Consider the following 12,257-nt stretch of genomic DNA (forward strand, 5'->3'; position numbering starts at 1 on the left):
CCGCGGCACCCGGGACCGGGGCGGCGGACGGCCGCCGCCCCGGTCCGGTTTCGTCAGCGCAGGCCGAAGGCGCGCGTCACGGTGTGCTTGAGCCGGTTGCCCGCCTCGTCCCACGCCTCGACCTTCAGGCCGACCGCTCCCTTGGTGTCGGCGAGCTTCGGGTACTTCGCGGTGGCCCGGTAGGTGCCGTCGTTCTGCCGCTTCACCTCGACCGTCCGCCAGGTGGCGCCGTCGTCGGTGCTCGCCCACAGCTTGATCCCGGCGATCTTCGGCATCGTGCCCCCGGACGGGGAGTGGTACGGCTCGACGGTGAAGTGGTGGGTCCTGCCGGCCGGCACGGTGTTGTCCATCCCCAGATCACGGCCCAGGTCGTAGCCGACGAACACGGCCTGCGCCGGCCCGCACTCCTTGGCCCAGCCCTGGACGATCTGGCTGACGCAGACGAGCCCGGGCTGCGGCGTGCCCTTGACGGGCCGGGAGGCGAAGGTCCACTCGGCCTCCTCCCCGCTCTTCTTCGCGGTGAGCCGGTAGGCGCCGGCCCCCTCGGGGATGGTGAAGGCGGGCGCGTTCTTCAGCGCCGGGTGCAGCGGAGCCCGCGGGAGCTCCACGTCGTCCCGGTAGAACTTCACCTCGTAGGCCGGGTTGAGCAGGCCCGGGCCCCAGAACCGGTCGCTGAAGTCCCTGTCCTCCAGCACCCCGCTCGTGACGCCGATCTCGGCCCACAGCACGTCGCCCTCCACACAGATGGCGCAGCGCAGGGTGGTGCCCTGCTGCGTTCCCGGCGCCGCCTTCGGGTCGGGGATCGACAGCGCCTTCGCCGTAGCAGACGCGGCGCCGAGCGTGCCGGGCGTGGCGAACCACTGCTGACCGGTGCGCCCGGGACGGTCGAACGCCTCGACCCGGTACCGGGTCCCGTACGTGGTGGCCTCGTCGAGGCTGTGCGCGGTCATGCCGTGCAGGTGCGTGATCTCCGGATCGAGCGGGCCGACCCACTCCTGCCGGCTGAGGGGCCCGGTGAAGGCGGTCGCGCCCCGATCGGACACCATCGTCGCCGTCACGAACAGGTCGTCCTGCTTCCAGACGTAGCGGAAGTCCTCGAAGGAGGCCGGCTGGGAGGAGTGCACGTCCAGGTCCACCTGGGCCAGGTCCTTCGCGCCGAGTTCGTAGCGCATCGAGGCGGGGACCCTGCCCTCCACGTACGGCTTGAGCACGTAGGTGTAGGGAGTCTCAGGAGTCCCGGTCACCTTGACGGTGACCGGCCCGGAGGCGAGGCGTCCGCGGAGGTCCATGCCCTCCTTGTTGGACAGCGAGACGTTGCTGATGCCCACGGGTTTGGCGTCGCCGGTGAACGGCTTCTGGGTGATGCGCAGCGGGATCGTGCAGTTGGTGCCCTTCCCCGGGAAGGCGGCGATGCCGGCGGCGCCGGCGTCCCTGATCGGGCCGACCAGCTCGACCGGCAGGCCGCAGAGCGGACCGAACACGCCGTCACTGAGGCCGGTCTCCAGCAGTGCCAGCTTGCCGCGCAGGTCGAGCCCGGCGAGGTCCTCGGGCGCTCCCTTGCCGACGTCGACGACCTGCAGGTCGCGCGTTCCGGTGAACGGTACGAAGCCGGGGTGGTAGTCCTGCTGGCCGAAGCGCTCGTGCTGCGGCGTGGCCGGGTGCAGCGTGACCGGCTTGCCCCCGGTCACGCGCATGGCCACCTCGGCCTGACCCAGCGTCCACGCGGTCGCGAACCTGAACGCCCCCTTGGTGACCTTCTCGGTCGGCAGGACCCACATCTTGTCCCACGGCTCGGCGGGCATTGACCCCGCCCAGGTCTCGCCGCCGGCGACGGTCCGCTGGAAGAAGCCGTAAGGGGTGTTGTTCAGCGGCTCGGCGGGCTTGGGGGTGCCGAAGCTCACCTGGGTGGCTTCCCTGACATCGAGCGTGATCTCCGTGTCGCCCGTGATGGCGACCTGCGGGTTCATCAGCCAGGCGGTGTTGTTCCTGTCGTCGCCGTCGGCCCAGGAGGCGAGCTGGGTCACGCTCACGGTCCCCTCGGGGACGCGGACGACGACGGTGCCCTCGCCCGTGAGCGCCTGGTCGGTGAGGAGGCCCAGGTCCCCGTCCACGTCGATGACGTACTGGGTGCTCGGGTTGAGCGGCTTGCCGTCCTTGCCGATCGTGTGCACGGTCAGCGTGTGCTTCGGGGCCTCGCGTACGGCGCCCACGGGCGTGGTCACCCGCACGTCGCCGGCCTGCGCGACGACCGCCCCGGTGTAGCGGCCGAACTCCAGGTCGGCGGGGTCCAGCGTGACGGTGGTCGTGGCCGTACCGGATGCGGGGACGGTCAGCGAGGACTCCGTCGTCAGCGAGCCCTCGATCGCCGGCCCGCGCACGTCGCGCAGCGTGCCGCTCAGCGTGAGCGTGACCGGCTCCGAACCCAGGTTGATGTAGCTGATCTTCCGTTCGAGTTTCGCGCCCGGATCGCCCACCGAGGCGAAGTCGGCGGCCGGGGTGGTGGCGAAGACCGTCTGCCGGTGCGCGCGGACCAGATCGACCCGGCCGGCGCCCTGCTCGTACGCGGCGAACCCGTCGTCCTTGGCCGTCGACATCAGGGCCGCCTTGATCAGCGCTCCCTTCCACTCGGGATGCCGCTGAGCCATGATCGCCGCCGCCCCGGCCACGTGCGGAGTGGCCATCGAGGTGCCGTTCGCCCTGGTGTAGTACTCGTCGACCGGGGTGCCCATCGAGGTGCCGGCCGCGCGGCCGGCCGCGATGCCGACGCCGGGGGCGGCGATGTCGGGCTTCAGCGCCATGTCGCCGAAGCGCGGGCCCTGACTGGAGAAGTCGGCCAGTTCGTCGCCCTTGTCCACGGCGGCCACGGTGAGGGCCGCGTCGGCCGTGCCGGGGGAGTTGACCGATCCGACCCTGCCGTCGTTGCCGGCGGCGATCACGAACAGCGCGCCCGTGGCGGCGCTCAGCTCGTTGACGGCCAGGCTGGTCGGGTCGGTGCCGTCGGAGGTGTCGCCGCCGAGGCTCATGCTGATCACCTTGGCGCCGGCGGCGGCCGCCCACTCCATGCCCTCGACGACCCAGGACTCCAGGCCGCTGCCGCCGTTGCCGAGCACCTTGCCGATCAGGAGGTCCGCGCCGGGCGCGACGCCCTTGTTCCTCCCTCCTGACGCGGCCCCGCTGCCCGCGATCGTGGTGGCCACGTGGGTGCCGTGTCCGCCGAGGTCCTGTACGGCCTCGCCGGGCACGAACGACCGCGAGTCGGCGATCTTCCCCTTCAGGTCGGGGTGTCCGGCGTCGGCACCGGTGTCCAGCACCGCGACCTTGACCCCGGAGCCGTCGTGGCCGCCCGCCCAGGCCTCCGGCGCGCCGATCATCGGGACGCTCTCCGCGAGGTCCATCTTGATCTTGCCGTCGAGCCAGATCCTGGCGATCCCGCCGCTGAGTTTGGCCGCGCCGGGGGTGAAGTCGCCGCGTACGGCCTGCCAGAACGTGCCGGACTGGCCCTTGGTCACCTCGACCGCGGCCCCGTGAATGCTCTCCAGGGTGTGGGTGGGCGCGCCGGCCGGTAGGGCGTCGGCCGCGCTCTTGAGCGTGGCCGCGGGGGGCGTGCCCTGGTACTGCACGATGACCGGGACCCGCGCGGTCGCGTCGTCGGTGTAGCCGTTCTCGGCCAGGTACTTCACGTTGAACAGCCGGCGGTCGAGCCTGCCCGCGTCGACGGCCGGCATCGCGTCGCTCGGCAGGACGTAGACGCCGTCGGGGCCGCTCAGCGTGGCGAGCGTGGGGAGGTCGCCGTCCGGCCGGGGGACCGGTTCGGTGTCGACGGCGTACCTGCCGCCGCCGGTGTCGGTGAGTCTGACCTTGTCTCCGGTGATCAGGGTGACGGCGTGGACACCGGCGCCCAAGCCGGACAGCGAGACGGACGGCGGGGCGGAGGGGGGAGCGGTGGCGGCCGGTTCCGGCTCGGCCTGGGCGGCCGGTGGGGGAAGCGCCGCGAGCAGCGCGAGCACGGCCGCGGCGGCGCACAGGGAGTTCTTCACGGACACAGGGAGGACTGCCTTTCCACGGGGGGTGACGCTCATACCGGCTCGAAGCCCTCAGGGGGCGCGGGTTCGAACTCCGCGCCCGGCTCGGGTTCGGTCTCCGGTACGGGGGTGGGGTCTGGTTCGGATATGGAGCAGGACATGGAGCAAGCGTGGTCAATGACCCGCGGGTGGAGTTATGGGGAACCCCTGGGGAAAACTCCCCAATTCACCGGTAGAACAGGGCCAGCTCCGTGCGCGACCGGGCTCCGACCTTGCGCATGGCGGCGCTGAGATGCTTGTCCACCGTCTTCGGTGACAGGAACATCTCCCTGGCGATCTCCTGGTTGGTCAGACCCGTGGCGGCCAGCCTGGCGACCTGCTCCTGCCGCGAGGACAACGCCGAACTTCCCGCCTCGCGCGGCTGGGCGAACTGCGGGAGGCGCACCCCCCACGTCCGGCCGAGGAGGCCGGCCCGGTCGAGATCCCACCGGGCGCCGAGCTCCGCGTACGCGGCGGTCGCCGCCTGGAGGATCGGCCCGGCGGCCGGGTCCCCGGCCCTGAGAAGGCAGGCCGCCGCCTGCTCGTCCGCCTGCGCGGCGTCGTAGGCGGCGGGGAGCGCGCGGAAACCTTCCGCGGCGGCGGAGAACGACCGGGCGGCCTCGGCCCACCGCCGGTCCGCCGCCCACAGCAGCCCGCGGCCCTGCGCCAGCGCGGGAGCGGCCAGCGGCGCGTCCAGCCCGCGCAGGTGTGCCTCGTAGCGGTCCACCAGCTCGGCGGCGTCATCCCCCCGCCCGGCCGCGAGCAGCGCCTCCACGAGCGCAGGCACCGCGCGCACGCCGGCGGGCCACATCTCCTTGCGCTCCCACACACGTACCGCGGCGGCCGTCTCGGTGATCGCGGCGTCGTGCTCGCCGCGGGCGGTGGCCAGCCGGAGCAGCATCGAGACGGGCACGGGGAGCAGGTCGAAGTCGCCGATCGCGAACGCCCGGCCGATGACGTCGCGCAGGGCGTCCAGTGCGAGATCAAGGCGTCCCGGCGCGGGCGCCAGGCACGCCGTCACCGTGTCCACTTGGACGCTCTCGTGCGGAGGGGCGTCGCCCTGCCGGCGCAGGGCGTCCACCATCGGGCGGAGCCCGCCCCACGAGCCGCGGCAGTAGTCGACGATGGCCAGCCTCGACCTGGTCCGTTGCTCGCTGACGCCCTGCAGGTCGGGGTCGGTGGTGTCCAGGGCCGTCTCCAGCAGGTTGCGGGCGAGGTCGTGGTGACCGGCGTAGCAGGCGTCCTCGGCGATGGAGCGGTACGCGTTGGCCTCCTGGTAGTCGCGTGCGCGGCCGTGCGTCTCCCCGCGGACCTGTTCGGTGAGTTCAACCCAACGCGTGTCGCCCATCAGGACGAACACCATCGCCAACTTGCTCAGGATCAGCAGCCGCATGGTGCGGTCCTCGATGGAGGGCAGCAGACCGAGCGCCTGGTCGAGCCGGTCGCGCTCCACCTCGGGCGGGACGTCCGGCACGATCGGCAGTCCCAGCAGCACCAGCGCCCACGCGGCGAGGTCGGGACGGTCGCCCAGGTCCTCGATGGCCGCGGCCAGCACGCTGTTCCTATGAGTGGGATCTTCCCGGCTCACCTCGGCGTGGATGCCCGACAGGAAACGCAGCTCGCCGCGGAGCGCGGGTGACAGCTCGAAGTGGAGCGCTTCGGTGATCAGCTCGCGCACCTGCGGGAAGGGCAGCACCTGCAGGGCGGCCCAGCCCAGGCGCACGGTGAGCCGCGCTCGCCGTACCGGATCCAGCTCCGCGTTGCGCAGCAGGTCTTCGAGCAGCCGGGTGGCCTCGGCCTCGTCGCCGAGGGCGGCGGCCTGCTCGGCCGCTCTGGCGGCCGCGTCCGCCCACTCGGGGGTCCTGCCCGCCTGCCGCAGGTGGTGCGCCATCTGCCCGAGCGGCACCTGCCTCAGTCCCTGTACGGCCTCCGCCGCGGCGGCGTGCATCACCCGCCTGCGCCCCACGGGGATCGCCTCGTAGACGGCCTGCGCCGCCAGCACGTGCCGGAACCCGACCGTCCCTTCTCGCTCGGTCAGCAGCCCGGAGTCGAGCGCGCCGTCCATCGCCTCGGGTTCGGGCCGGCCGGCCGCGTGCGCCAGCACCGAGACGGGCACCGCGAGCTGGAGCACCGCGGCGGTCTCCACCACGGCCCGTGCCTCGGGCGGCAGCCTGGACACCCGTTCCTGAACCGAGGCGCGCACGCCCACGGGCACGTCCAGCGCGTCGAGGGCACGCCGGGCCCAGCCGCCCTCCCATTTGATCAGTGCGCCGCGTGTGCGCAGCAGCGCGAGCAGTTCCTGTACGGCCAGCGGCAGCCCCGAGGCCCGCGCGCGCAGGTGTTCCGCGAACTCCTCCGTCACCTCGTCCACGTCCAGGATCGCCGCGGCGAGCACGCGGGTCTGCGCCGTGTCGAGCGGGGCGAGCGCCAGGTGCTCGTGCCTGACCGAGTCGGGCGGGCGCGCCGTCAGCGCGCGGACGGCGGCGGCCGCCTCGTCGCCCCGGTAGGTCAGCACCACCGACAGGTCCCGCTGCGGGGTCCCCAGCAGGTAGCCCAGGAACTCGACGGTCTGCTCGTCCGCCCAGTGCAGGTCCTCCACCATCAGGACGGCGGGGCGGAGCGCGGCCAGGACCTCGACCAGGCCGCGGAACAGCCGGTGCCGCTCGGCCGCCCGGTTCTCCAGCGGCGGCGGCGGCTCCGGGAGCACCGCTTCGAGTTCGGGCAGGAGCCCGTGCAGCGCTCCCGCCACCGGCGAGAGGACAGCGCCGGTCAGGTCGGCGGCGCGGCCGCGCATCGCCTCCACGATCGGGCCCAGCGGGAACGGTTCCCTGATCTGGCCGCAGCCGCCGCTGAGGAGGCGGCGATCCGCCAGCTCGGGCCGGGCGGTCAGCTCGGCCAGCAGTCGTGACTTGCCGATGCCCGCCTCGCCCTCGACGACGGACACCGAGGGGGCCGAGGTCACCGCGGCGACGAGCCGCTCCAACTCCCGATCCCGGCCGACCAGGAGGGGTGACACCGTCCTGGCGAGAGCCTCGGGTCCGTTCACCAGCACCAGCCGCGCATCTCTCACCGTGTCCTGATCGTCGCACCGGCCCATGCGATCATGACATTCAACCCCAGAACATCATAAAAGTCACGAGTTTCGGTCAGTCCGGGGTGCGCCTTTCAGTAGGGAAGGAAGATCTGGCGCTCGGTCGCGCTGTCGTCGAACGCCTCCAACCGGGCCTGGCCCTCGGTGCCGAGGGTGTCCAGCATGGTGTGCAGCAGCGCGGTGCACAGGACCGTGGGACCGGCGTGCGAGTCGAACGCGAAGTCGGAGCTGACCGGCGCGAGCAGGACCTCGTCCGCGAGCTCGATGAGCCGGCCCACCGGTTGGTCGGTGATGAGAGCGATCTTCAGCCCGGCGCTCCGCGCCCAGACGAGCCCGTCGGCCAGTTCGCGCGGGTACCGCGGCAGCCCGATGGCGAGCACCCATTCGGCTCCGGCGTCGGCCGCCCGGCTCAGCCGGTCCTCCAAGGTCGAGCCCCCGGTGTCCAGTACGCGTACGTCCGGGAGCACCTTCTGCGCGAGGTAGCCGAACAGGTGCGCCAGGGAGGCGGAGATGCGCAGCCCCATGACCAGGAGCGGACGCGACCTGGCCAGTTGAGCGGCCACCGCTCGGAGCTGCGTCAAGTCCTGGAGTCCGTTCCGCAGCCGTTCGAGGTCGCGGATCTCGGAGTCGACCAGTTCCTGGATCTCGTTGAGGTCGTCCGCGAGCAGCGTCTGCTGCGGGCCGCCGAACACCGACGAGCGGAGCGCGTCCCGGAACTCGGGGAACCCCCTGAAGCCGAGCGCGGCGGCGAAGCGGGTGACCGACGGCTGGCTGACCCCGACGCGCTCGGCGATGTCGGCGCTGGTGAAGAAGACGGCCTCCTGCGCGTGGTCGAGCAGGTAGCGCGCGATCCGGCGTTGGGAAGGGGAAAGCCGGTGGTCGCCGAGGAGCCCGCGCAGGTTCGCGGAGATCCGCGCCGCGTCCGGTACGGCGAGGGGCTGTCCGTTGTCCCTGGCGTGCCCCATCTCGGACACTTCCCTTCTCCGCGGAGTGACAGATCCGGTCGCGTGGTTCCCCTGGGCTCAACTGGGTTCAACGCCGCGCCGGGCGGCCTTTCAGAAGGCCGCCCGGCGGGTCGGGACGGGACGACGCGGGCTCAGTTCTTCGGGCCGTTGCCGTTGAAGCGTGTCTTGCACTCCTGCAGTCTGACATCGACCTGTTCGCCTCTGTCGACGGTGACGTGCACCGTCTCGAGGACCTCGCCGGTCGGACGGGCACAGGTGAGCGTCCAGCTCTCCCGGAGGAAGTTGCCCGGGCCGGTGGCGACGACGCCGGTCCCCGTGTACGCCGGGACCGGCCGCACCGAGGGGTTGACGTGCCAGGTGAACTTGCCGTTGGTCGGCGCGACCAGGCTGGACCGCAGGTGGGTGGGGACCGCCTGGGGCGGATCGATGACGCCGCCCGGCTGCACGATCGGCGCCGTCCACAGGTCGAAGTCCTTCGTGATCGTCAGGACCGCGCCCTTCGGCGCCTTCCCCGTGATCACGGAGTGGCCCGCCGGGTCCGCCGCGTACTCCAGCGCCACGAGGAACGCCTCACGGTTCGACTTGCCCGCGTAGCGACCGGTGCCGAGGTAGTCCTCGATCACCTCGGCGTAGGTGTTGTTGGTCGACTGGGTCTTCATGATCTCGAACGTGAACCCGAGGCCGCGGGTCGCGTAGTACGACCAGTCCGGAGTCTCACCGGTCGTCTCGTAGTCGAAGCCCGACTTCATGCCCGTGTAACCGTTCTTGGCCGACATCGCGTCGCTCAGCGCGGCGTAGACGGCCTCGTCCGGGGTGTCGCCGGCGCGCTTCTCCAGCGGCGGGCGCAGGAGGGTGTGGCCGGAGGTGTGGTTCGTGATCAGGACGGTGACCTGGTTGGACGTGGTCAGGTCCATGATGTTCTGGATCTCGGGCTCGGAGCCCGGCGCGGGGCCGCGGTTCGTCGCGTTGGAACCCGCGTTGCTGCCCCAGCCGAGGGGGTAGTTGCGGTTGATGTCGACCCCGGCGCTGCTGGCGCACGTCGGCGAGACACCGCAGCTGGTCCGCCGGTTGATCATGAAGCCGTCCACGTTGACGACCGGGACGAAGATGACCCGTGCCTGGTCGATCAGGCGCGAGATCCGCGGGTCCTTCCCGTCGTTGTTGATCAAGTCGTAGGCGAACTCCAACGTGTGCTCACCCGAGGGCCACTCGTTCCCGTGGTGCATGCCCATCATGAACAGGACGGGCTTGCCGTCGGAGGAGGCGACGTCGCGGCTCACTTCGATGCCGTACACCTCACGGCCCTGGCGCGTCTTGTGCGGCAGCGTGATGTGCTTGACGAGATCGGGGTGCTTCTCGCTCAGAGCGCGCATCTCGTCGTTGTAGTCCGTGATCGTCCGGTAGCCGGTTCGACCGCTGGGCAGACCGGACGTCTGCTCCGCCGCCAGTTCGGTGGTCGCCGCGATGTCGGCCGACTCGGCGAAGCTGGTCGAGGCGGCCGAAATGCTGAGACTTCCCAGCAATCCGATGCTCAACGCAAGCGTCATTACGCGTTTTCCGGCATTAATCGCTGTGGGGGGATGCGAACCGCGTGAAGACATGCTGGAACCCTTTCTAGCTGCAGTCGAACCGAATCCGTGAAGACGCCGTTTCGTGGGGATTTCATTTCGGGGGATCTTGTGGTAGGCATCTGAAGATCGCGAGTTGACTGCAAAGTTTCACGTAGTCTGTGGTATGAATACGGGCCTGTCAACCCGCTTCGGCCGGGTTCTTGTCCGTGCATTCATGGAATGCCGCGGCGGGGGACGGTTTACAGTGTGAAACTTCTCGGCGGAACGATGGGGAAATAAACGCAGGCCAGCGGGCCGATGGCTGCCGGGGAGGCTGGCCGTGCTCTTCCCCAGTGGGGAAGAAGGGCGTATCGTCGTCTGTTTCGCACTACGTGGCAGGTCGGCGGCATGTCCGGGCCGGCTGCTGGGGCCGGGAGGGCGGGGCGCCCCCGCGCCGCCGTGCCGGCGCCGATGACCGGCGGCGGCCGCCTGAATTCTCGGGTGAGGCGATGGAATGGCCGGGCGGCCGGCCTTTGAAACCGATTCGCGCATGGGCTGAACGGGAGCTTCCAAGTGCGGGTGCTTTTCGGTGCCCCCGCGTTTCGCGAATCGGCTCGACGGCCCCTCGTAAATCGCTTTCCGGTCGAGGGCCGGAATCTTCGGCCGGGATTTCTCCGAGCGGATGGTGATCTGCTCCTGGTGTATTCCGACCGGACGGCGGGCGCCTCGGTTTCCGGAAACCCGCTCAATCCGCCGGGCGGTCGTGACCCTGCTATCCGAATGGCGGCCCCGCCGGTTCCCGGGTTTCATGGGGCCGGCTCGGCCGGCTCGCATTCCTGTCCGCCGGGGGAAAGGCGGGTGTTTCCCCCGGAGTTCGGATGCTCCAGGCCGCCGCCGGGATCGCCGGGGAGTGGTGCGGCGACGACGCCTCCTGCGCGATCGGCCCCGGGATGCCGCCGCGGTCGCGCGCGGCGAGCGTTACGTTCGGCCTGATTCTTCGTGAAACGTGACTTCATCCGAAAAGCTGAGTTTTGGCGGCCCGTTATGACGGTCATGTGTCGTTCCGGTGCGCCGGACACTATCCCGCAAGTGAAAGATCGTCCCTTTTGTAATGATTGTGAGTCTTGTGGGGCGAGTGGCTGCCTTGTATGGATCCGTTTTGTATAGGACCGTTCGGGGCTTAAATCTCGATCTTTTGTGGTTCCTTCGGCAAAATCCGTCTCATGATGCGACGGGCCGGTGACCACGCCATCGTCCTGGGGGCGGGAATGAGCGGGCTGCTCGCCGCCCGGGTGCTGACCGATTTCTACGACCGGGTGACGCTGGTCGAGCGCGACGCGCTGGGGCCGGGTGAAGGAGAGGCGCGCGAAGACGGGCCGGGTGAAGAAGGGCCGGGGGAAAGGGCGCCGCGTAAAGGGGTGCCGCAAGGCTTCCACGCCCATGCGCTGCTGCCCAGGGGGCTCCAGATCATGGACGAGCTGTTCCCCGGCCTGACCGAGGAGATGATCGCGGACGGCGCCGTGCCGTACGAACCGGCGCACGTACGGATGATCATGGGAGGGTTCGAGTTCGCGCGCGCCCCGGCAGGTGAGGTCGGGGTGTCGGCGACGCGGCCCTTCCTGGAGGAGCACGTCCTGCGACGGGTACGGGCGCTGGACCGCGTGGCGATCGAGGACGGCGCGCAGGTCACCGGCGTCCTCATGGAGGAGGACCGGGTCGTCGGGGCGAGCGTCGCGGGACCGGGCGGGGAGCGCGACCTGCCCGCCGACCTGGTGGTCGACGCCATGGGCCGGGGCGGGCGCACCCCCGCCTGGCTGGAGGCGATGGGGTTCGACCGCCCACAGGAGGACACGATCAAGGTCGAGGTCGCGTACGCCACCTGGTACCTGAGGTTTCCCGAGGGGGCCCTGGACGGGGAGCGCATGGTCCTCGTCGGCGCGTCCCCCGGCACGCTCAAGGGCGCGGCGCTCTGCATGGTGGAGGGCGACCGGTGGCTGGTGACGCTGGGCGGCAGCGCGGGCGTGCGCCCGCCGGCCGACCGCGACGGCTTCCTCGCCTGGGTGGACGAGGTGCTCCCGTCCGACGTGGCGGCGGCGGTGCGGCACGCCGAGCCGCTCGGCGAGATCGGCGCGGCGCGGATCCCGACGAGCGTCCGGCGCAGGTACGAGCGGCTGGACCGCTTCCCGGAGGGGCTCCTCGTCACCGGGGACGCGATCTGCCACTTCAACCCGATCTACGGGCAGGGCATGTCGGTGGGGGCGCTGGACGCGGTGGCGATGCGCGAATGCCTGCGCGAGGGGACCGGGAGCCTGGCCGCGCGGTACTTCGCGGCCGTCGCGAGGGCGCTCGACCCCGCCTGGCGACTGTCGACCGGCGCGGACCTGGCCCTGCGCGAGGCCGAGGAGCAGAAGACGGTGGCGAGCCGGCTCCTCAACGCGTACCTCGGGAGGATGCGGCGGGCGGCCGCGCGGGACTGGCGGGTCGCGGAGGCGTTCGGCCGGGTGAGCGGCCTGGTCGACCGGCCCTCGGCCCTCGTCCGCCCCGCCGTGGTCTGGCGCACCCTGCGCGGCTGACGGCACCGGCCTTCCGA

Annotated in this window: 5 protein-coding genes; 1 reads left to right on the forward strand and 4 read right to left on the reverse strand. The window is 71.3% G+C overall.

Annotated features, from left to right (window positions below):
- Positions 1 to 53: 53 nt before the first annotated feature.
- From AWQ70_RS09410 to AWQ70_RS09425, 4 genes are all read right to left on the reverse strand, one after another.
- Entirely contained in the window at positions 54 to 4,037 is a 3,984-nt protein-coding gene (locus AWQ70_RS09410) for a S8 family serine peptidase (protein ID WP_245646867.1), read from the reverse strand.
- 211 nt (positions 4,038 to 4,248) lie between these two features.
- Positions 4,249 to 7,131 carry a helix-turn-helix transcriptional regulator gene (locus AWQ70_RS09415; RefSeq protein ID WP_245646869.1) on the reverse strand — a complete coding sequence of 961 codons (2,883 nt, stop codon included), beginning with the start codon at positions 7,129 to 7,131 and terminating at the stop codon, positions 4,249 to 4,251.
- A gap of 95 nt (positions 7,132 to 7,226) precedes the next feature.
- A complete protein-coding gene (locus AWQ70_RS09420) occupies positions 7,227 to 8,117 on the reverse strand; it encodes a MurR/RpiR family transcriptional regulator (protein ID WP_067173373.1) in 891 nt (296 codons plus the stop codon).
- Positions 8,118 to 8,248: 131 nt separating this feature from the next.
- The gene (locus AWQ70_RS09425; protein WP_169808640.1) at positions 8,249 to 9,652 is read right to left on the reverse strand and encodes a M14 family zinc carboxypeptidase; all 1,404 of its coding nucleotides are present in this window, start codon (positions 9,650 to 9,652) and stop codon (positions 8,249 to 8,251) included.
- 1,238 nt (positions 9,653 to 10,890) lie between these two features.
- Between AWQ70_RS09425 and AWQ70_RS09430 the strand changes: the two genes are divergently transcribed.
- Complete coding sequence (locus tag AWQ70_RS09430; RefSeq protein WP_084516719.1) at positions 10,891 to 12,240, forward strand: FAD-dependent oxidoreductase; 1,350 nt, start codon at positions 10,891 to 10,893, stop codon at positions 12,238 to 12,240.
- Positions 12,241 to 12,257: the final 17 nt, after the last annotated feature.

This window comes from Microtetraspora niveoalba (genome assembly GCF_001570405.1).
Classification (GTDB): domain Bacteria; phylum Actinomycetota; class Actinomycetes; order Streptosporangiales; family Streptosporangiaceae; genus Microtetraspora; species Microtetraspora niveoalba.

What these genes read in the sequence shown, in the direction of transcription:
- AWQ70_RS09420 (WP_067173373.1), bottom strand. Translation starts at nt 8,117, where the DNA reads ATGGGGCACGCCAGGGACAACGGACAGCCCCTCGCCGTACCGGACGCG.
- AWQ70_RS09430 (WP_084516719.1), top strand. Translation starts at nt 10,891, where the DNA reads ATGATGCGACGGGCCGGTGACCACGCCATCGTCCTGGGGGCGGGAATG.